12 protein-coding genes and 2 pseudogenes are annotated in these 22,079 nt (G+C 41.0%); 7 read left to right on the top strand and 7 right to left on the bottom strand.

All coding sequences use genetic code 11. The features are described 5' to 3' along the window. The first annotated feature begins 354 nt into the window (after positions 1-354). Positions 355-2,853, top strand: coding sequence for a phosphoenolpyruvate--protein phosphotransferase (gene ptsP / locus FNW02_RS25450; RefSeq protein WP_191760271.1), 2,499 nt, complete (start codon positions 355-357; stop codon positions 2,851-2,853). A 452-nt stretch (positions 2,854-3,305) separates the two neighbouring features. Here ptsP and FNW02_RS25445 read toward each other — a convergent pair whose 3' ends face one another. Both FNW02_RS25445 and FNW02_RS25440 read right to left on the bottom strand, forming a co-directional pair. Continuing rightward, positions 3,306-5,627 carry a WD40 repeat domain-containing protein gene (locus FNW02_RS25445; protein ID WP_191760270.1) on the bottom strand — a complete coding sequence of 774 codons (2,322 nt, stop codon included), beginning with the start codon at positions 5,625-5,627 and terminating at the stop codon, positions 3,306-3,308. Positions 5,628-5,748: 121 nt separating this feature from the next. After that, positions 5,749-6,138: a hypothetical protein gene (locus tag FNW02_RS25440; RefSeq protein WP_191760269.1), complete on the bottom strand. Its 390-nt coding sequence runs from the start codon at positions 6,136-6,138 to the stop codon at positions 5,749-5,751. A gap of 248 nt (positions 6,139-6,386) precedes the next feature. Between FNW02_RS25440 and FNW02_RS25435 the strand changes: the two are divergent. Beyond that, a pseudogene (locus FNW02_RS25435) lies at positions 6,387-6,754 on the top strand (RpnC/YadD family protein); the annotation flags it as partial. Between the two features lie 110 nt (positions 6,755-6,864). Here FNW02_RS25435 and FNW02_RS25430 read toward each other — a convergent pair. The 4 genes from FNW02_RS25430 to argS all read right to left on the bottom strand — a co-directional run bounded on the left by FNW02_RS25430 (position 6,865) and on the right by argS (position 13,488). Then, the gene (locus FNW02_RS25430; protein ID WP_191760268.1) at positions 6,865-7,827 is read right to left on the bottom strand and encodes an iron-siderophore ABC transporter substrate-binding protein; all 963 of its coding nucleotides are present in this window, start codon (positions 7,825-7,827) and stop codon (positions 6,865-6,867) included. Between the two features lie 11 nt (positions 7,828-7,838). Further along, positions 7,839-10,505, bottom strand: coding sequence for a TonB-dependent receptor (locus FNW02_RS25425; RefSeq protein WP_191760267.1), 2,667 nt, complete (start codon positions 10,503-10,505; stop codon positions 7,839-7,841). A 133-nt stretch (positions 10,506-10,638) separates the two neighbouring features. Beyond that, positions 10,639-11,637, bottom strand: coding sequence for an AraC family transcriptional regulator (locus FNW02_RS25420; protein WP_191760266.1), 999 nt, complete (start codon positions 11,635-11,637; stop codon positions 10,639-10,641). Between the two features lie 84 nt (positions 11,638-11,721). Then, positions 11,722-13,488, bottom strand: coding sequence for an arginine--tRNA ligase (argS, locus tag FNW02_RS25415; protein ID WP_191760265.1), 1,767 nt, complete (start codon positions 13,486-13,488; stop codon positions 11,722-11,724). A gap of 272 nt (positions 13,489-13,760) precedes the next feature. Between argS and FNW02_RS25410 the strand changes: the two genes are divergently transcribed. The 5 genes and pseudogenes from FNW02_RS25410 (at position 13,761) to FNW02_RS25385 (ending at position 20,976) form a co-directional block, all read left to right on the top strand. After that, on the top strand, positions 13,761-15,014 hold the full coding sequence (locus FNW02_RS25410; protein WP_191760264.1) for an FAD-dependent oxidoreductase: 1,254 nt from the start codon (positions 13,761-13,763) through the stop codon (positions 15,012-15,014). 249 nt (positions 15,015-15,263) lie between these two features. Next, complete coding sequence (locus FNW02_RS25405) at positions 15,264-15,836, top strand: single-stranded DNA-binding protein (protein ID WP_191760263.1); 573 nt, start codon at positions 15,264-15,266, stop codon at positions 15,834-15,836. Between the two features lie 197 nt (positions 15,837-16,033). Continuing rightward, positions 16,034-17,065, top strand: a pseudogene (locus tag FNW02_RS25395) (restriction endonuclease). A 14-nt stretch (positions 17,066-17,079) separates the two neighbouring features. Beyond that, positions 17,080-18,819 carry a DNA methyltransferase gene (locus tag FNW02_RS25390; RefSeq protein WP_191760260.1) on the top strand — a complete coding sequence of 580 codons (1,740 nt, stop codon included), beginning with the start codon at positions 17,080-17,082 and terminating at the stop codon, positions 18,817-18,819. Positions 18,820-19,089: 270 nt separating this feature from the next. Then, a complete protein-coding gene (locus FNW02_RS25385; protein WP_191760259.1) occupies positions 19,090-20,976 on the top strand; it encodes an ABC transporter ATP-binding protein in 1,887 nt (628 codons plus the stop codon). A 162-nt stretch (positions 20,977-21,138) separates the two neighbouring features. Here FNW02_RS25385 and rsmH read toward each other — a convergent pair whose 3' ends face one another. Next, on the bottom strand, positions 21,139-22,026 hold the full coding sequence (rsmH, locus tag FNW02_RS25380) for a 16S rRNA (cytosine(1402)-N(4))-methyltransferase RsmH (protein WP_191760258.1): 888 nt from the start codon (positions 22,024-22,026) through the stop codon (positions 21,139-21,141). Positions 22,027-22,079: the final 53 nt, after the last annotated feature.

Genomic DNA, 22,079 nt, shown 5'->3' with positions numbered 1-22,079 from the left:
CCTCACATATCTTTATTAATCAGCTTGTTGCCAAAGTACTTTTGGAAAATGATCAGCCTTATTTAATATTGTGACGAGATAATCTTGACGGTGATGCCTCAATTAAGTTGTACGATGGGAACAAACTTATCCAAAACATTTCTTCCCGTACCGCTAGTGATGGGTTTCATGAGTTGACACTACCTACTCTCTTAAAAAAAGGTTATTTTGTTCGTATTCATAGCAGGAGAAATCTAAATATTTTTAGGTAGTTGCAATTGTAATGAAGATAGGTGTTGTTGGTGGTACAGAATGAAAAAATGAAATGGATAACTAGCTAAGCACAAACCTCTCAACAAGGTTGATGGTGTTGCAGTGATCGGAATTGTTATCGTTTCTCACAGTAAACAACTAGCTCTGGGAGTGCGGGAACTGGCCGCGCAAATGGTTCAGGGCAAAGTTCCTCTTGCAGTTGCAGCAGGTATTGAAGATCCCGAAAATCCACTGGGTACAGATCCTATCCAGGTTTATGAGGCGATCGCTTCTGTTTTCAGTGATGATGGTGTTCTAGTTTTAATGGATTTGGGCAGTGCTTTGATGAGTGCAGAAATGGCGCTAGAGTTTCTGCCAGAAACACAGCAGCAGAAAGTGTATCTGTGTGAAGCACCCTTGGTAGAAGGTGCGATCGCTGCTGTCGTTGCTGCTGCTGCTGGTAGAGACATTCAGCAAGTTATTGCGGAAGCACGGGGCGCATTGGTAGCAAAAGCGACTCAATTGGGTATAGCCGATATCTCGCCATCATTTGTTAGTAGTGATAGTTTAACAACGAATGCAGAGTTGCCAACAAAACAAATCCAGCTGATTGTTAGCAATAGACTAGGATTACACGCCCGTCCCGCATCTCAGTTTGTGGCAACCGCAGCTCGGTTTCAATCCCAAATTCAAGTACGAAATTTAACTAGAAATACTGGGCTAATTCGAGGTGACAGTATTAATCAAGTCACAACTTTAGGCGTGCGTCAAGGACACGAATTGTTGATTACCGCTACTGGCCCTGATGCAGATGAGGCATTGGCAGCATTGCAAGCATTATTTGCAACCAACTTTGGTGAAGATAATACTACTCTGAATTCTCCACCAGTATTTCAGCATCAAATTACTCCACCAACTCATGGTGAACTTTCGGGGATCGCAGCTTCTCCAGGAGTGGCGATCGCTCCGGTTGTTCATTATCAACCTACTCCAATTACTATTACGCAATGCCACGTAGAAGATGTTGAAACAGAGTGGCAAAGATTACAAACAGCAATTCACACTGCCCAACGTGAAATTCAAGCAGTATTCTCACAAGCATCTATTCAAATTGGTGACGCTGAAGCCGCTATTTTTGATGCCCATCTATTATTTTTAGAAGATCCAGTATTGCTAGAAGCGGCTCATCAGCGCATCTTAGAACACCACATAAATGCTGAAGCTGCTTGGCAAGCTGTAGTTGATGAGGTGGCAACTTCCTATCACACGCTTGAAGATTCTTACCTGCAAGAGCGAGCTGATGATGTTATAGATGTAGGGCAAAGGGTGCTGCGGTTACTAGTTGGGAATGCTCCAACAGAGCTGAATCTCTCCAAACCAGCGATTTTGGTGGCAACTGATTTGACTCCCTCAGACACCGCTGGGCTAGATCCAACAAAAGTGCTGGGCATTTGTACTACTTCTGGAAGTGCAACTTCTCACAGTGCAATCATCGCTCGTACATTGGGTATTCCCGCAGTCTTGGGGATAGGTGCGGAAGTGTTGCACCTAGAAGATGGTACACTCATGGCACTCGACGGTGAGAGTGGCAAAGCGTGGGTAGAGCCAGAACCAGATACTCTAGGTGTGCTGGAGGCCAAGAGAGAAGCTTGGCAAACTTCCCAACAGCAAGCATTAGCCATAGCACACCAACCAGCGATTACCCGCGATGGGCAGCAAGTTCGTATTTTCGCCAACATTGGTAGCGTAGCTGATGCTCAAGTGGCCGTAGCTGGGGGTGCAGAAGGTGTGGGGCTGCTTCGTACCGAATTTCTCTATCTTGACAGGACAAACGCTCCCACCGAAGATGAGCAACTTGCAGTTTATCAGGCGATCGCTCAAACTCTAGATACCCGTGCGTTGATTATTCGTACCCTAGATGTAGGTGGTGACAAGCCACTTTCTTATCTCAAAGTAGCACCGGAAGCCAATCCTTTCTTAGGCTCGCGGGGAATTCGCTATTGTCTGGATCATCCAGATTTGTTCAAAACTCAGTTACGGGCAATTTTGCGAGCCAGCTTTGGACACCAAATTAAGATCATGTTGCCGATGATTGCTAGTGTGACAGAAGTACATGCAGCTAAGACAATTCTGGGTGAAGTGCAGACTGAACTTTCCCAAGTAGGTATCCCCTTCGATGCAGCGATGGAAGTCGGTATTATGGTGGAGGTTCCATCAGCAGTGGTACTCGCTGATCGCTTAGCAACAAAAGTGGACTTTTTTAGTATTGGTACTAATGACCTCAGCCAGTATATTATGGCTGGCGATCGCACTAACCCACGAGTGGCAAATTTGGTTGATGCACTGCATCCGGCCGTGTTGCGGATGGTGCAACAAACTGTCCAAGCCGCTCATGCAGCTGGGATTTGGGTGGGGTTATGTGGCGAGTTGGCAGCCGATCCTTTAGCAACGCTGATTTTATTAGGGTTAGGGCTGGATGAGTTGAGTGTGAATCCCCAAGCTATACCTATAATCAAGCAGACGATCGCTCAGTTAACCGTAGTTGAGGCTCAGGCGATCGCAGCATTAGCATTGCAACAAGATTCCGCAGATCAGGTAAGAGGGCTAATTTTAAATCAGTAAATAGTTAACAGTAAACAGTAAACAGTTATCAAGGCGGATGGTGGGGGATTTAAACCTGCCAGATAGCGCCTGCTAGTAATCGACTTTCAGTTATTAGTTTTCAGTTGGAAGTGATCACCGATATAGTGGTTCTCTTTAAACCCAATTATCTTGACTGTTTACTGTTTACCGTTTACTGATAAATGTAGGTCGATGCAATCGCAATGCAAGCCGATGCATTAACAGTTTTCATCTGATACATTTTGAAAAAAGAATGCTACAGATATAGGACTTACGCACTGAAGGCTGAAACCTAGATCCCCCCTTAAAAAGGGGGAATCTATAAAGCCCCCTTTTTAAGGGGGTTGGGGGATCTGAGTGCGTAAGTTCTGAAATAGACTACTGTAGAGACGTTGCATTGCAACGTCTCTACCAAAGAATTTGTTGCAATCATTAATTGAATCGGTCTGATATTACAAAAAAATCTGCCAAATTTTGATTGTTTTATCAGCGCTACCGCTGGCGAGGAACTTCCCATCTGGACTTAGAGCAACAGAATTCACTGTTCCTGAATGTCCAGTCAACGTTTGCAGTAATTCACCCGTGGAAATACGCCAAACTTTGATAGTTTTATCAGCACTACCGCTCAACAGGATTTGTCCATCAGAACTCATAGCCAGAGATTTTACTTCATCTAAGTGTCCAGTCAACGTATGCAGGACTTTACCTGTAATTAAATGCCAAATTTTGATAGTTTTGTCAGCACCACCGCTCAAAAGTAGTTGTCCATCGGGACTCATGGCTAAAGATTTTACTTCACCGTCGTGACTATTGAGCGTACGTAGGGGATCGCCTGTACTTGGATTCCACAACCTAATTTTATTGTCAGAACTACCACTGGCAAGGATTGTACCATCAGGACTAATAGCGATCGCATGAACGGCGGATGAATGCCAAAGGGTACAAATGCGATCGCCTTTGTGTAAGTTCCAAATCTTAATTTTATTACTGCCACTGGCGAGAATCTGCCCATCTGGGCTGATTACTACAATATTTACTGGCTTTTGATGTCCCAAGAGTGTGTGCAGTAGTTTGCCTGTTTTGAGATGCCACACTTTCACATTACTTTTAGGATGTTCGCAGCTGCCAACAGCAAGGAAATTTCCATCGGGACTAATTGCTACGGATGAAACTTCTCCTAAATTCTCTGTGATAGTGCGGAGTAATTTACCAGTTTTCAGATTGCATACATTAATGATTTTATCTACACACCCACTTACTAAAATGTTTCCATCAGGACTAATGGCAACAGACGTAACTTTGCTTGAATGTTTGAGCAGGGTATAGCTGGGATCAGTCGATTCCAGAGGGTGTTTGTGTTTGAGATTGGCGATCGCATCCAAAAGTTTTTCAGCCTCAAGAACACTTAGGCGATCGCCTACTGTCATAAAGTATTCTCTTAGCTTTTGCACATATTCCTCATCTTCTATCCTGATGACTGAGTGCATTGCCTCTAAGAGGTTAGTGAATTGTTGCGGTGATTGACGTAGTTCCAACCATGTGTTTATCGAGTAATCAACCTGCTCCTGTGCCCAAGAGCGATCAGTTAAATGAGATAAACTTTGAGCTAATTGCAAAGCCAACTCTGGAACCCAGTAACGCCGCTCTTTTTCTAAAGCTTGGTAGACTTGCTTATAACCGATGATAATTGCTTGCACTGATTGTAAATCAAGAGCATCTTCAAGCAAACTCGGTAGCAATTCTGGTAATAAAGGAGGTACATCATAGTGAACTAGGTGATAAACGTCTGCTACCCAAGCAGCAACCAGAAAGTGACAGGTAGTTAACACATCGCAAAGTTTTTCAAAATCTTGGTGATTAACTTGGTATTGCAAAGATAATTTGCTAATATCAATCCCCTGAGCTTTCCATTTTTCTGCCTTTTCCAAAAGTGCCAAATTAAATACATTATCTCTACCCAACTGCTCAATTTCTTCTAAATTTACCCCTTGGGCTAGCAGTTCATCTCTAATTTTTTTCCACTCTAAAGCGCGACTTTTGGCAGACTCCTGAACAATTTCTCTATGAGATAACCGAGCAATTGTTTTGTAATAGTAGTTTCCTTGTCCTAATCCCCAATAAGCAATACGGAAATTTAGATAATTTCCATCCTTTTCCGATTCTAAAATTAGAATAGGCTCTGTCTTTAATATGCCAAACAGAGCCTTGATGCTAGATTCACTATGAAAACGTTTACTATCCCAGGCTCCTGCTAAAAATTCTGTCGGTCTAATTGGACTATGAAGAGAGTAATGCTTGTTGATAAATGTTCGTAAACCTTCAGCCAACATTAACTCTATTTCTAATGTTCCATCATTACTATAATCAAATTGGTCAAACTTAACTTGCGGAGGAGCAATAAAAATTTTGAGTGGGATACGTTCATTACTAGTGTGATCTAGAATTTGTAAAGGATATAATCTCAAAGGCCAGCTATCAAGAACTTTATTAACTTCTGGTAGCTTTAGAGTTGTATCTTTCTCTTGCTCTGCTATTTTTATCTGTGTCTCACGTTGGTAAATGGCTAATTGCTGTTGCAGGAGTTTTTGTTGTTCAACTCTGGCCACAGAACTATTTGACTGATTTGAAATATTTACATCAAGGAAATCTTGAGTTTTTTTCGGAAGTTGGTAATTAGTTATAGCCATTTCTTCCGTTCTCTTTTGTATTAGAGTTACAATTACAGGTGCGAACTCTAGTACTAGTTGAATGAGTAATTTTAATCCTTGCTCCATAAGGAGATGCCCGTTAAACAAATAAAATTAATAGAATGCGGCAAAAGTATGCATTATGTCATGAGAAATTTAATGCCTTGCTCACTCCTGCCATGCTTCTATTAAAAGATTAGCAGAGCAATTAGAATCTTACTCCCAGTTGTCCGTTGAGTCCTCGCACAGAATTGTAACCAGCACCTACAAAAAAGTTATCAGTAGCGCCTACTTGAACCCCGCCGGAAACTGCAACACCTTTATCTTCTGAATAGTATCCAACTCCTATATAAGGTGAAATCACTGGTAAACTTAGAAATTTCAGAACATCTACGCCAGTAGCGCCATCAGGCCCACTTCCTAACTCAACTCCCAAATTTAATGCTCTGGCTCCCACAGCAAAAGTTGTATCACCATCCTTTCCACCAACTGAAATCCAAGGCTGTGGTATAAGTTGAGCAGATGTTTGACTTGGGGCAAATAAAGTTAAAAAACCTAGTGATGTAATGAGTGTTTTGGTAATAACTGCTCTCTTCATACTTTTTTCCTACATTAACTGCCACATTTTAATCAATTTGTCAGAACTATCCCTATTTCAGTCCTGCTGTTAACTAGGGTTTGCCCATGATGACTAATAGTGACGCATTGAATTTACCTTGAGTGCCCTGTGAGTAGATACTTACCGCTATTGTGCTTGCTATATAGTGTTGATTCAGCCAAAACCTATTTAAAGTGAGTGAGAATCTGGGAATTTGTTAAGATCAGAGGATTTGGCATAGTTAGACAATGGTAAAACGCGCAAATGTCAGTAGCAAAAAGTTAATTAGTCTCGCACCGGATAACTGGGTAAAATGGGTAACACAAATACCCGACATCAAAGCCGGAGAAATCCTCAACTCAGAATTTCAATGGATTAGTAGAGAAAGTGATGTTTTAATCCGGGCAGAAAGTCAACAATATGGTAAATTCCTAGTTTCAACGAATTACAACTGCGTCCCTCATTAGCAATGCCGCGTCGGATGCGTGTCTATACAGCCTTGGCAGAAGAAAAATATCAGTTACCCACATACCCAGTATTAATTAACATTTTGAAAATTAGTGATGAGGAAATACCGACTAGATTTGCCTCAAATATTGCCGGGTTAGAAGCAAGGTAAGATTATCGTGAGTGATTGGTAATTACGAATTACGAACTACGAATTACGAATTACGAATTAAGCCGAATTACAGGCTATCTCGTAATCAATTTCAGATAAAACTGATTTTAGGGGTGTTTGACTAGATACTTAAATAAATCGTCAACAACTGCATTCATTGCCAAAACATCAAAAGCGTACCATTGGTCAGAATCTACCAGATAAACCCGATTTTGTTGAACTACCTTCAGTTTTTGCCACAAAGGTTCTTTTTGTAGCTTTTCTAATGCCTCTCTAGCAGCTTTTCCTCCTCTATATGAAAGGAACAAAACATCACCATCAATATCCGACAAATGCTCTTGGGAAATATTATCTCTTGTGAAGAAATCTCCACTTTGTGCAGATGGGCGTTGTAGTCCAATATCATTTAATACTCTACCAGTAGGGTGTTTTGTCCCATATGTGTATATTCCGTAAGATTGATCCACAGTGGCAACTGATACTTGCATTTGGAGACGGCGATCGCCTAATACTTGTTTAAGTTGTTCAATCCTTTGCCAATATTTATTTATTAACTGTTTGCTCTGCTGTTCTTTATCTAGCAACTTGGCAGTATCTTCTAAGTGCTTTTGCCAAGGATGAGGAGGACTAGGATTATCCAAGACAACAGTAGGTGCAATGTCAGACAGTTGCTTATATATATTTTGAAACCGAGTAGTCGATAGAATTAAATCGGGTTTCAATAACAAAATCTTTTCTAAGTTTGGTTGAAATCCAATATTTTCTACTCCATCTGCTTTGCCTTGAAGATGTTCTGGGAAAGAGTCGCCTGCATACCATGCAGTCGCAATAGGCTTGATACCTAATGCTAAAGTACTACGGAAAGTAGCCATCCACAATGTCACTACTCGCTGAGGATTGCGAGGAATGCAAATTTTGCCCATCATGTGTTGCATAACTCGGCAGTCTTCTTTGAGTTGTTTTGGGCTTGTAACACTATAGTTAATGTTTGCGCTACAAGCCGAAGTCAGTGTAAATGTCAAAACTCCCAATAACAATAGATTGCTCAAGCGCCGCAAAGAAGTTCTCATCAACTCACCCCCTAAAACTCCCAGGAAATAGTTCCTTGCACAGTCAATGGATCTCCTGGGAGAACACGATTTCGGTTTTGAGCTGAGACAAAATAATCAACATCGAACAAATTTTGGATATTGAGCGCAGCCCGGAAGTTGTCACGTTTGTAAAATATGGAAGCATCCGTGCGTGTATAACCTGGCAACACAAATGTATTTTCTAAATCACCTTGACGATCTCCATAGTAAAAGACTCCTAGACCGAATCCCAATCCTTTCAAGTCGCCAGATTGAAGTTCATAGGTTGTCCATAGGTTGAGCGCATGTTTAGGTACATTATTCAATTGATTACCAATCGGAAAGTCCTTGTCTTCCGTGATTTCTGCATTGGTGAAAGCATAGCCTGCAATAACATTCCATCCCCGCAAGATTTCACCAGAAATATCAAACTCAATCCCACGACTTCGTTGTTCCCCAACTAAAATGCTTCGGAACGGATTATCAAGATCGGATGTTGGCAGGTTAGAACGAGTTAAGTCATAAAATGCTAGTGTTGCAGCTAATCGATCCGTAATATCAGCTTTCACACCAATTTCGTACTGTGTACCTCGTTCTGGTTCAGCTTCCGCAGGAGCGAATCCACTTGATGTTGAGTAATTAAACGAACGACTATAGCTAGCATAGAGCGAGATTGGTTGAATGGGCTGGTAAACAATCCCTACACGCGGGCTAAAAGCCTCTGTTTGTTTAAAGTCATCTATTTGTTCAAATGGTTCCTGATATTTTTGATTGGCAATATCAAAACGTCCACCCAAAAGTAGCTTCAAGTTTTCTGCTAAGGTGATTTGATCTTGGAGATAAATACCTAATTGCTGCACTCTATCTTTGTTAATGAAGCGCTCAAAATTTTGCTCTATTGGAGTACGCCCATACACAGGGTTAAAGATATTAAGGGGAGTGTAATTGAAATCAAGAGCAGCTTTATAATCAGTATCCGTTCTCCTTAGATTGAATCCTGCTACTATCTGATGCTTGATACTACCCGTAGCAAAGTTACCAACAACGTAATTGTCCAGATTATAGGTATTTGCATCATACTTAGTACCAACCTCTTGTCCTCTGTTTAAGGTACGCCCATCACTTTGCAATGCTAAAGGAAATACAGTGTCGCGTCTTAGGCGAAACAAAGAAGCCCGGAAAACGCTTCTTGCTTGCCAATTGTCACTAAAGCGATGCTCTAAATCATAGCCAATACGAAAGACTTCATTTGAAACCTGATTAAAATCAGGCTCACTCACAAAACGGTTACGAGGAATCCTGCCATTAAGGTTAGGTAAAACACTGCCCCTAGGGGGTATTCCAAAGTCATAGGTTCCTTCTGATAAACCATATTCTGCTGCTAATGTCAACTTAGTTCTATCGCCTAGTTGAAATGCTAAACTTGGTGCAACTAAATAATCTCGGTGGCCATAGAAATCAATAAAGCTTTCCCTAGTTTGAGCAGAAGCATTCAGGCGATACAGTACTGTTTTGCTGTCATTTAATGGCCCAGATAAATCAATCGCACCACGATAAAGATTGTAGCTACCAACTGACGCATCTACTGCGTAGAAAGGATCGGGTAATGGCTGCTTCGTAACCATGTTAACTTTGCCACCAAGCCCACCTTGACCGAATAGAACTGAAGCAGGCCCTTTGAGAACTTCAACCCGCTCAATATTTGCGCCAAACCCTACTTCTGAAGTTGTAGGATCTGGTAAACCATTGATTAAAATATCATTAGATGCATTGAATCCTCGAATGTTGATGATATTGAGAGGATCGCGAGGACTTCGACTGCCTAGTACAACACCAGGGGCATTTTTTAATACTTCTACTAGGCGGGTAGCTTGCTGGTCTTGGATGACCTGTTGGGGAATGACTTGAATTGATTGGGGAATATCACGCAATGGTGTATCGGTTCGCGTTGCTGTGGTTGCATTCGGCACACGATAACTATCTTGCTCACCTGTTACTACTAACTCTATCGGCTCATCACTTTCTGCTGAAGGTGTCTCTGGTTGAGTTTCCCTTGTTGGCTGTTCTGGTTGCTGTTGTGGTGATGTTTCTGGCTGTTGTGCGGAAGTTACAGCACCAGCCACAGAAAAGATTAGACCCTCATCACCGTCAAATAGCTCAACTGTTGGTAATCCTGCTTCACCCGTTACCGTCACCCGGATAGTATTGGCATCCAGATTTGTAACTGTGATTTCAGTAATACCCTCAACAGGCTGTTGAGAACGGAATGTGAAAGCATCGCCAGTTGGTAGACGTAATTGGGCTTTAGGAATATCAACGATAAAGTTATTTCCCTGACTGCGATTTGTGATTTGCAGTTGTTCTCCTTGAGTGGTTTGTAGAATCACCTCCACACCTTTATCGGTGGGATTAGCCTGCACTCTCGTCACTTGTGTAACATCCTCTTGAGAAAGGCGGTTAGTTGGTATTGACGATTGGGAAAGCAAACCTTTAATGTTAGTGGCTGGAAATTTAACCTCACTTAATTGAGGAATATGTGTAGTTAATTTTTTGTTATCTGATTCAACTTGAGCCACAACAGGCTGACTAATCGCAAAGTTGAGAATATATCCTATCAAGCTGGGTAGCAGCCATAAATTTTGTTTATGCAGAAATATCCAACCTTTGATCTTGCTCATCACACCACGCTTACTGAAATTTAAATAAAAATCTGACTTATTGCATATAGTTATTAATTGCAATAAGGCATAGTGTAGAGAAGCACTAGGGTTAGAGTCTATTCCAAAACGGCATTACAGTCGCAAAACGGCATTATGAAGCTAAAATATTTATCTTTCCTGACAAACATTCTCTGGGTGTAATGCCAAATTTTCTTTTAAAGGCAGCAGCAAAGTGTCCTTGCTGAGAATAACCGCTCAAATTGGCAACTTCAGCAACACTCAGCTTACCCTCTCGCAAAAGTTGCTCTGCTTGCTCCATACGTATATTGGAGAGATAGCCAAACACGGTTGTGCCAAACATTTCCTTAAATCCGCGCCGGAGAGTGCGATCGCTCACCCCGACAATCTGCGACAATTCCAGCAATGACGGTGGATTCTCCAACCTGGAAAGTAAAATTTCTTTAGCATAATGAATCCGGGCGATAGTATCTGGCTTCAGTCGTGGTGATGGTTGTAGTTTATTTTGAGCAGATAATATGGGAGCTAATTGTAATGCCACTAGTTCCAACACCTTCGCTTGTAAATACATCCGCTTTGTCATTCCCTGGAAAGGACAGTTAATAATTTGCTGTGCTATTCCCTGAATGGCCATCGTCGTTTCCGGGTAAAGCAAAGTCTGCCAATCGTTACCCTTGTCCAACAGACGCAACTGTTGGGGAATTTCTCCTGTTTCATCGGGGAAAAAAGTTACCAGCACGTCAGGAAGCGTATGTATGCTAACGCCCACACGTCGGGATTTGGGGGACTTTACAATCATTTGGCGTTGAACACCACTACCGGAAATAGAAGTATATCCTTCCCCCAACTGCCCGCCATATTCGTCTATGATTTTTCCTGAAAGGAAGACCCAAAATTCTAGTGGATGATTCCATTCAGAGATTTTCATTAACATATCATCGTGATATTCACAATCCCAAATCATCACCCAGAGTTCTGGATGCACCTCAATATCCCGTATATAGCCTTGACCAAGCTGTTTGGGCATTTGACGAATAATTTCAAATGGCTCTCGTTCCGATGGCTGTAAGCAATTTTGATTAGCTTCTTCCCACAGTTCCCAATCCTCTTGCATCGTCAAGGTAATCGTCATGACTAATGTTGATTAATGAGATTTATTTCTAATAATCTCACAAATGGCGATCGCGCCTACAACACTGCAATTCAAGACTTCTGATTACATCCTCTCCAGTACTTGAATTCCCAGCAAAGATAGTCCTAGCTTGAGGGTTCTAGCTGTCAAATCGCATAAAACTAAGCGGGATGTCCGCAGTGGTTCTTCTGCATCTAGCACGCGAACCCCCTGATTGCGGTCATAAAACTGATTAAACTTTTTACTCAGTTCGTACAAATATTCACATAGCCGATTGGGTAGCAAATCTTGCTCTACAATGCTAATAACTTCATCTAGCTGAAGTAGATACTTTGCTAAAGCTAATTCTGTTTCATGCTGCAATATGACTTTGGCATTTTCTTGCAACTGTTCAAAGTTAATACCACCTTTGCGGCTAATACCTTGAATTCGCGCATAAGCATACAGCATATAGGGTGCAGTATTGCCTTTAAGATCTAGCATTTTGTCGTAGCTGAAAATGTAGTTGCTGGTGCGGTTTTGGCTTAAGTCTGCATATTTAACCGCACTGATCCCAACTACTTCAGCAACTTTATTAATGAATTCTTCTGTTTCTTCGCGTTCTTCTTGTTTTAATCTGATTTCTAAGTCTGCGTGAGCACGAGCGATCGCTTCATCTAACAAATCCCGTAACCGCACTGTATCCCCGGAACGAGTCTTGAATTTCTTGCCATCTTCCCCTAAGACTAAACCAAAGGAAACATGAACCAGTTCCACATCATCAGGAATCCATCCTGCTTTGCGTGCTACTTGGAAGAACTGGGTAAAGTGATTAGCTTGTCCAGCATCAGTTACATAAATTATGCGCTTTGCTTCATCTTGTTGAATTCGGTATCGTAAAGATGCCAAATCAGTTGTAGCGTAATTGTAGCCACCATCAGATTTTTGCACAATTAAAGGTAAAGGCTCACCTTCTCTATTCGTAAAACCTTCCAAGAAGACACACTTTGCTCCCTGGTTTTCTACTAATAACCCGGATTTTTCTAAATCTTCTACAATTCCTGGTAATAAGGGGTTATAGAAAGATTCCCCGCGTTCAATTACTTGGATATTCAGCAAGTCATAAATTACTTGAAACTCCTGCCGCGACTGTTCGCACAGTAATTTCCAAGCATGAAGGGTATCTTCTGCACCTGCTTGTAATCTTACGACCTCTTGCCGTGCCGTCTCTTGGAAAGCTGAGTCTGTATCAAACCGCTGTTTGGCTTGGCGATAAAAGCCGACTAAATCCCCGATATCTAAAGCGTCAGCGGTGGTAAGAGCTTCTGGGTAAACTTCCCGCAGGTAGGCGATTAACATCCCGAACTGAGTACCCCAATCACCCACATGATTTAACCGCAAGACATCGTGTCCCTGAAATTCTAGAATGCGGGCGATGGAATCACCAATAATCGTGGAACGCAAGTGTCCGACGTGCATTTCTTTAGCAATATTCGGACTGGAAAAATCTACAATTTCCCGCTTTGGCATCTTCGCCGCCGGAACTCCTAGCCTAGAGTCTGCTTGAATAGTTTTCAGTTGTGCTTCTAGGTATGTTGTTTTGAGTTTCAGATTGATAAATCCTGGCCCAGCGATTTCTGGCGGTTCGCAGATTTCTGATACATCTAGTTTATCAACGATCGCGCCTGCGATCGCCCTTGGTTGCTTTCCTAACTTTTTACTCAGGGATAAAGCCACATTCGCTTGATAATCACCAAATTGAGGATTGCTAGCAGGAACCAAAATTGGATCTACTCCAGCGAAGTCAGCGCCAAAAGCAGCCGCCAAGGCCTGTTTAAATTTAAGTTTTAGTTGTTCTTGTGTAGCGTTCATATATAAATTTTATCTGCCAGAGGGATAATGTAGTTCTTGATGTTGGGTATTCTGAAAAGCTTGATTATTTAACTCTAAAGTATCAAGGGATTTTAACAACAACCTTGGCAAGGGGGATAATCATTAATGGCGATCGCTGACACAAAATTAAAGCTTATTTGCTCCTTAGTAGGCTCACCAGGAATTCCATGTAAATACGAAAAGTTAAAAAAACAGCTTTCACTAGAAAAAGCAAACTACCCTGGATTTTAGGGCTGTCAAGAGGTGTTGTTATGACTACCTATGTACCCGCAAATCCTTCTCAAGACCTGAGCGTTAACCCTGACCATGACATTGTAAACGTAGAAACTACAGATTGTTGCGTCGTTGGTGGGGGGCCAGCAGGAGCAGTTTTATCCTTGCTATTAGCGCGTCAAGGTATTTCGGTGATGCTGCTAGAAACTCACAAAGACTTTGATCGTGACTTTCGGGGTGACACAATTCACCCATCGGTGATGGAAATTATGGAGGAAATGGGCTTAAGCGATCGCTTGCTACAACTACCCCATGCCAAGATGCACCGCATTAGGGTTCAGACTCCTCAAGATACTGTTACATTAGCAGATTTTAGTCATCTGAAAACGCACTACCCATACATTACGATGCTTCCCCAGGTTAAATTCCTAGAGTTTATTACCCAAGAAGCACAAAAATATCCAAATTTTCGGTTAGTGATGGGTGCGAATGTGCAGGAACTAATCACAGAAAATGGTGTGGTTCAAGGTGTTCGCTATCGCGGGGGAGGCTGGCACGAAGTACGTGCGCTACTTACAGTTGGTGCAGATGGACGCCACTCCCGTTTAAGGCAACTGGGTGGTTTTGAGTCAATTGAAACTTCACCGCCGATGGATGTCTTGTGGTTCCGCCTACCCCGAAAATCAGAAGACCCAGAGGGAGGAGTGGGGCGCTTTGCTCAAGGTCACATTGTAGCGATGCTTGATCGTGGCGACGAGTGGCAACTTGCCTACGTCATCCCAAAAGGTGGTTATCAAAAATTGCGTGCTGCTGGTTTGGAGGAATTAAAAAAATCTGTTGTCGGAGTTATACCAGAATTCAATGAGCGCATCCAAAATTTACAAGATTGGTCACAGGTAGCTTTTCTTTCTGTAGAGTCCAGTCGCGTCAAGCGTTGGTATCTTCCAGGACTGCTACTTATCGGTGATGCTGCTCATGTGATGTCCCCTGTGGGTGGAGTGGGCATTAACTATGCAATTCAAGATGCTGTGGTCGCAGCAAATGTACTCAGCAAACCACTCAAAAACCGACAAGTAGAACTCAGTGATTTAGCAAAAGTGCAACGTCAACGCGAGTTACCCACACGCATCATTCAGGCATTTCAGACCTTTGTCCAGAAGCAGATATTCGCCCCAATTCTCAACTCAAATCGCAACTTTCAGCCATCTATTTTGTTGCGCTTGCCCATCTTGCGCGACCTACCCGCACGGTTGATTGCCTTGGGTGTTTTTCCAGTTCATGTCCAAACTTAACTTGCGTAGAGTATTTTTTCTGCCGAATGATGGTACAATTATACTAGTCTATGCAGAATTCAATGCTCATTTTAGTCAAGCGAAGGTAGAGAGCAGCATGTTAAATGCTGTTCAAAGCGATCGCTTGACTTTTATGCTAGAACTAACTCTAATAAAGAGTTCATATAGAAAATTGATTGCGGAAATATTAAAACCCCCTCTTTCTCACACTTTTTTACTCAGCACTTTTAACAGTCAGGAGGAATTTTAATGAACAGCTGCGTTTTGATGGCGGAAATTATTCAAGAACCGCAACTTCGCTATACAGCGGATAACTTGGGAGTCACGGAGATGCTGGTGCAGTTTCCAAATTCCCAGCGCACAGAAGACCAACTGGCCACTCTAAAAGTTGTCGGCTGGGGAAATTTAGCAATAGAAATACAGCAAAATTACCACCAAGGCGATCGCGTTATCCTAGTAGGACGTTTAAGTATGAATACTATTGATCGTCCAGAAGGTTTTAAAGAAAAACGCGCTGAATTGACAGTGCAACAAATTCAATCTGTAGGTGGTAGTTTCAGCACTGATCCATCGTCTTCAGCAAACATAACTCCATCATTTACAGAAACTTCCTTGCGACAACCTTCCTCAGAATTGTCCTCTCCAGCCGCAGTTCCCAGTTATGAGCCACCACGTCCCGTTACTACTCCAGCTACAAGTAATGTTGGCGTCATTCCCCAAGTAACAAAGTCAGAACCCATATCCCAGCCCACAAATTATGAGCGGCCTACCTATCAAGCAGAGAAGGAGGAAGACCCTAATCAGGACGACATCCCGTTTTAAAGTTTGTAGTTAAGCATGTATTCAATTTGTTAACCATACTTAGCTGAAAATATTACGATTAGATAATTTCCACAAGTAGCCATCCTTCAGGATGTGCTATTTTTTTATTGGTCATTATTTACTCTTGATATTAAGATTTACCTAAGTATCGTATTCTCTCCTAGTAAAAATAAATTTAGATCTTTTTGATAAACATTATGGAAAAATTCGCTCGAACACTTACAGAGCTTAAGGCAAAGGCAGTCTTATTTTGGCCACCTGAAATAATAGAAAAAGAATGTTCTGTTAGTATCCTTCCATTACTTTTAAATACTCAAGGCAAATTTATTAGTGTTTTAAATTTAGCTGATAAATCTCCATAATCGTGGGAGAAGCTGGTTGATGTATCAAATGAAATTACAGGTAATATATTTTTAAAACATTTAATGGTTCTCAGTGATTTAGGAGGAGAGGCATTAAATAAACTACCACCTTTAAAAAGGGATTTTAATAAAAATAAAATGTATTATGTTTGGCACGAACAAAATTACGAATATGAATTTAAAGAAATATATAAAAAAGTTTCACTTACAAACTCTGGACTTAAAGTAGATGGAAAAAAGCTATTACTAGGTTGTACATTAAATCCTAGAATGAAAGATGTGATTATGCTAATACTGCATGGAGCATCTTTGTATAATGATACACTCCCAGCAGATATAAAGGAAAAATGTATCATTGGCAGTTTAATGGGTGATCCTGAAGAATTGCAGAAATTTGTTAAACAAAGTTATATTAGAATTAGTAGACAAATTAGTGGAGCGAAATCTAATGCACTTAGTCAAATCGCTCAAGATTATGTAATTGATAAAATAAAATTAATTCTTCCTACATGGAAAGTGGAAAGGAATGGAACTATTCCAAAAGTTAGTCATACAGGTGGAAAAACTGAAACTACTTTTGATATTGTAGCTATTTCTCCTAATAAAAAATATTTTGCTATAGAGGTAAGTTTTCAGTTTACAACTAATAGTGTAATTGAACGTAAGGCAGGACAGGCTGAAGCAAGAGCTAAAATAATTCATGATGCTGGAGCTTGGATTTGTTATGTAATAGATGGTGCTGGTAATATTAATGTGAAACAATCAGCTGTAAGTACTATATGTCACTATAGTGATTGTGCAGTGGCTTTATCTAGTGAAGAAATAAAATTTCTTACTAATTTTATGGAACATCAAGCAGGTTTTTAACGGAGTAATTATTGATGACACATTTGAGTGAATGCAGTAAAAAATTAATATTAAATACTATTGAAATTAATAATGTTGAACAACTAAAAAAAATAGATAAATTTAATTCAGATGTTTATTTATTCTGGTTGCCTTTCCCCAGAACAAATACAGATGCAATAAAATCGAAAAATATTTTTGAAGTAATAAAAAGTTACTGTGCCCAATTAAGCAATAAATCTACAATTTGTTTTCTAACAACTCCACCCGATGCAGCTGTTCTGTTAGCACATCTAGAATATGCTTTAAATTTTAAGCTTTGGGTAGCTGTAAAAACCTCTGCTGATACTGACTCCACTGAGAAAAAAGTATTATCAAAGAGACATGCTACACTTCTAGTTCTGGCTAAATATTCCGAAGCTTTAATTCATACAAAAACACGCATAAAATATACTTGTTGCCCTGCGTGTCAAAAGACAACAAAAGATTATGGAGGCAAGAAGCATACCTACCATGAATATGGAACACTTATGTCTGACGTCTGGCGTGATATTGAAATTAATCCTAATGCTAATATTAACGTTTTAATTGACCGTGTTAGTGAGATTTTCGGTATTGAAGAATATCAAAATATTTGGCTAATAAATATGCAAAGATTTGAGGAACTTCTACCTGTAAAATCTGAAAACAAAGAAGTACAATTTACAAGAGAAAAATTGATTAAAGTTGAGAATAAAAGCTTTAAAAATCAGCTTTTAAATGAAGATTGCTTATCGGCTTTGCGCTCATTGCCTGATAATTGTATAGATTTCTGCTTCGCAGATCCTCCATATAATTTAAATAAAAAATATGACAAATGGGACGATGCTCTTGAATCCATTGAATATTTTAAATGGTGTGATAGTTGGCTTTCTGAACTTTATAGAGTCTTGAAACCTGGTCATACATTAGCAGTTTTGAATATTCCTTTATTGGCAGCTCGATATTATAATAATCTAAATTCATTCATGATATTTCAAGACTGGATTGTATGGGACGCACTTAGCTTTCCAGTAAGGATGATTATGCCCGCGCACTACGCAATTTTATGTTTCTCTAAGGGTGAGCCTAGACCTTTGCCAGGATTGATTGATGAGAATAAGACTACAAATGATAAATTACTTTTAAATCCCCTTGCTGAGTTTTATTGTATTCGTCCTAATTGCATTAAAAAAAGGAATCGATTCGGCAATATAGACCGCTCTCTTATTAGTAATATATGGTATGATATTCATCGCTTAAAGCATAATAGTCGTCGTGTTGACCATCCGTGTCAATTGCCACCAGACTTAATGAAAAGACTTTTTGCTGTGTATACTAAATCCGATGAAATAATCCTTGATTGTTTCAATGGTGCTGGTACATCTACTTTGACTGCTCATCAAATGGGAAGACGTTTTGTTGGAATAGAATTATCCCAGCAGTATTATGAAATATCATTAAAGCGTCATGAGCAGCTTGAAAAAGGTATAGACCCTTTTGGTAAGATAAATGAAATTCCTCAAGTTAAAAATAGTAATGTTCCACGTCTTCCTAAACAAAAATATAAAGTTAGTAAAAAAGTACTTCAATTAGAAATTAAGCGTATAGCTAAAGATATAGGGCGTATTCCAACTAAAGATGAAGTTAAGAAGTTAAGTGAGTACTCTATTGAATACTTTGAAAATTATTTTATCAGTTGGGGAGAAGCTTGTGCAGCAGCTCGTACTACAGGGATGACAGAGATCCAAACTTAATTTATATAAGTATCAGCTTATAATTTTTAGATTCAGTACTGATTTATTCTATTGACTGTTTTGTTCGTGATGACAAATTTCTGGGTTAATGGTGTTGTGTAAACACTGTAACTCTAATCAGAGAGAATACCACGACACGATTATGATTGTGCTTAAGGTGTAAGCAGCGAAAAACTGCTAAGGAGTAAAAAAGCTAAATTTCTCAACATAGCGTTAAAACTATTGTTAAAATCCAAATAATTTTTCAGACAAAATTCATACCCAACTCCTATGAGAGAAACTGTCCTAGAGGTTCGCAATCTACAAGTTGACTTTTCCAGTGATGGCAACATCGCCAAAGCCGTCGATGGTATTTCATTTCAGCTACATAGAGGTGAAACTCTAGGAATAGTAGGAGAATCGGGGAGCGGCAAATCAGTGACAGCCTTAGCTGTGATGGGTTTGTTGCAGAGTCCTGGTAGAATTACTGGTGGTGAAATCTGGTTTCGCGCTCAGGAGAATGCCAACGCCATAGATTTGGTGAAATTGCCTCCTGAGCAAATGCAGTTACACCGGGGCGGCGACATCGCCATGATTTTTCAAGAACCGATGAGTTCGCTAAATCCAGTTTATGATATTGGGTTTCAGCTAACAGAAGCGATTATGCGGCATCAGAATGTCTCAGCCGCTCAAGCCAGACAAATTGCGATCGCAGGTCTGCAAGAAGTAAAATTACTGCCTAGCGATGAGCAGATCCAGCAGCAGTATATCGAAACCTGGAATCAAACTAACCCAAATTCATCTAAACCAAATGAGCCAAAGTTGGCACAGTTGGTAAAGGAACACAAAGAAGCGATGCTGAAACGCTACCCCCATGAACTTTCTGGGGGACAGTTGCAACGGGTAATGATTGCAATGGCTATTTCCTGCAACCCATTACTATTAATTGCTGATGAACCAACCACAGCCTTGGATGTAACTGTGCAAGCGACAATTCTGGAGTTAATGCGAGAATTGCAGCAAAGCCGTGAAATGGCAATGATTTTCATCACTCACGACTTGGGACTAATTTCAGAAATCGCTGACGAAGTAGCAGTGATGTACAGAGGCAAGGTTGTAGAATACGATACCGCACAGCAAATTTTTAGTAATCCCCAGCATCCATATACTAAAGGTTTAGTAGCTTGCCGTCCCACACTCAACCGTCGTCCCCAAAAACTACTCACTGTCTCTGACTACATGAGTGCAGAGGAGACAGCAACAGGACAGTTAGTAATTCAAGCAAAAGAACCCCCACAACCCCCGGAAGTTTCCAATGAAGAAATTGCTGTAAGATTAGCGAATCTCAACGAACAGCAACCCTTATTACAAATCCGCAATCTCAAGGTTGGTTTTCCGGTGCGCGGGGTATTTGGTGGTACAAAACGCTACACTATGGCAGTTAATGGCGTTTCCTTTGATGTCAAACCAGGGGAAACATTAGGATTGGTGGGAGAATCTGGTTGTGGCAAAACCACCCTCGGCAGAACCTTGCTGCGATTAATTGAACCGATGAGTGGTCAAATTATCTTTGAGAAGCAAGATATTACCACCCTCAAAGGAGAAACGTTGCAGAAATTGCGGCGGGAAATGCAAATAGTCTTTCAAAATCCCTTTAGTTCGCTTGACCCACGCATGAAGGTTGGGGATGCAGTGATGGAACCGTTGTTAATTCACGCCGTTGGCAAGACAAAGCGGCAACGACGTGAACGCGTAGTCGAATTATTAGAACGAGTGGGGTTAAGTGCTGATGCAATTAACCGCTATCCCCATCAATTTTCTGGTGGTCAACGCCAACGGATTTGTATTGCTCGTTCCTTAGCATTAAATCCCAAATTTATTATCTGTGATGAATCAGTTTCAGCATTGGATGTGTCAGTGCAGGCGCAAGTATTGAATCTTTTAAAAGAATTGCAGAAAGATTTTCAACTCACTTATATCTTTATTTCTCACGATTTAAGTGTAGTGAAATTTATGAGCGATCGCATTTTAGTAATGAATCACGGTCAAATTGTCGAACAAGGAACAGCCGAAAGTATCTATCTGGAACCCAAAGAGGAATACACGCAAAAATTAATTGCTGCGATTCCTACTGGTAGTCCCGAACGTGTGCGAAATCATCATCAACGTGCCTTATAGAAAGCGATGGTAGTAACAAGTAACTAGATCATCAATCATCTCCCCTCATTCTCTTTGCGTTCCTCTGCGCTTTACTCCGCGTTCCTCTGCGTTTAAAAACGCTACGAGCGTATTCGCAGCAATTCTGAGCCACGAGATGGAGCAGTTTAAGGCGCATTGCAATTACAATACCCTCTGGGCTATCCTAAGTTTGGCCGATCGCGATCGCGGATTCCTCTGAATCTCCTCTTCTAAAGCAGTAATAGGCTTTTTTGTCAAGACTTTTAACAAAGGTGAATTTCTTAAACCATGTTTCACCGGGCGGTCTTCTAGACTGTGAAAACTGATAATCGCAATTTTGCCACCAGGAACAAGCGCGTTTGGCGCTTTATCTAAAAAAGTTTCTAAAGAATTTAACTCGTCGTTGACGACAATTCGCAGAGCTTGAAAAACGCGAGTAGCAGGATGAATTCTACCATAACGGTATTTAGGCGGGACAGAAGAAGCGATCGCCTCTGCTAACTCAACAGTCGTTTGAAAGGGTCGTCTTTCGACAATGCGTCTAGCAATGCGCCGCGATAGTCGTTCTTCGCCGTATTTAAAGAAAATATCTGCTAATTGGGCTTCATCCCAAGTATTAATTACATCCGCTGCGGTGAGCGATTGTCGCCGATCCATTCGCATATCTAGATTTGCGGTCTGGCGAAAGCTAAAACCCCGTTCCGGCTGATCTAAATGGTAAGAACTCACCCCCAAATCAGCGAGGATACCGTCAAAAGTGTTAGAAGCAAAATGGTAGGCAGCAAAGTTAGTGAGGATAAATTGTACACGTTCTCCATACTCAGCCAAGTACTTCTGCGCCGCCGCTAAAGCATCCTCATCTTGGTCAAGTGCTGTTATTTGCACATCCGCAGCAGCTTCCAAGATCAAGCGACTATGACCACCACCGCCAACCGTCGCATCTAAATAATGCCCACCTGGACGCACCGCCAAACCTGTAACTACCTCCCGACTCAACACAGGCACATGAAAAAATTCCTGCGCCTCAAGTCCCTGATATCGAGCTTCCATATAATAATTGAAGAAGTGCAACAAAATGAAATATCAAGTAAAATCCCTCCTCT

Source organism: Komarekiella delphini-convector SJRDD-AB1 (assembly GCF_014831675.1).
Lineage (GTDB): Bacteria > Cyanobacteriota > Cyanobacteriia > Cyanobacteriales > Nostocaceae > Komarekiella.
Note: the sequence above shows the minus strand (reverse complement) of the source record. Positions and strands in the feature narration are given on the sequence as shown.

What these genes read in the sequence shown, in the direction of transcription:
- FNW02_RS25445 (WP_191760270.1), bottom strand. Translation starts at nt 5,627, where the DNA reads ATGGAGCAAGGATTAAAATTACTCATTCAACTAGTACTAGAGTTCGCA.
- FNW02_RS25440 (WP_191760269.1), bottom strand. Translation starts at nt 6,138, where the DNA reads ATGAAGAGAGCAGTTATTACCAAAACACTCATTACATCACTAGGTTTT.
- FNW02_RS25430 (WP_191760268.1), bottom strand. Translation starts at nt 7,827, where the DNA reads ATGAGAACTTCTTTGCGGCGCTTGAGCAATCTATTGTTATTGGGAGTT.
- FNW02_RS25425 (WP_191760267.1), bottom strand. Translation starts at nt 10,505, where the DNA reads ATGAGCAAGATCAAAGGTTGGATATTTCTGCATAAACAAAATTTATGG.
- FNW02_RS25420 (WP_191760266.1), bottom strand. Translation starts at nt 11,637, where the DNA reads ATGACGATTACCTTGACGATGCAAGAGGATTGGGAACTGTGGGAAGAA.
- argS (WP_191760265.1), bottom strand. Translation starts at nt 13,488, where the DNA reads ATGAACGCTACACAAGAACAACTAAAACTTAAATTTAAACAGGCCTTG.
- FNW02_RS25410 (WP_191760264.1), top strand. Translation starts at nt 13,761, where the DNA reads ATGACTACCTATGTACCCGCAAATCCTTCTCAAGACCTGAGCGTTAAC.
- FNW02_RS25405 (WP_191760263.1), top strand. Translation starts at nt 15,264, where the DNA reads ATGAACAGCTGCGTTTTGATGGCGGAAATTATTCAAGAACCGCAACTT.
- FNW02_RS25390 (WP_191760260.1), top strand. Translation starts at nt 17,080, where the DNA reads ATGACACATTTGAGTGAATGCAGTAAAAAATTAATATTAAATACTATT.
- FNW02_RS25385 (WP_191760259.1), top strand. Translation starts at nt 19,090, where the DNA reads ATGAGAGAAACTGTCCTAGAGGTTCGCAATCTACAAGTTGACTTTTCC.
- rsmH (WP_191760258.1), bottom strand. Translation starts at nt 22,026, where the DNA reads ATGGAAGCTCGATATCAGGGACTTGAGGCGCAGGAATTTTTTCATGTG.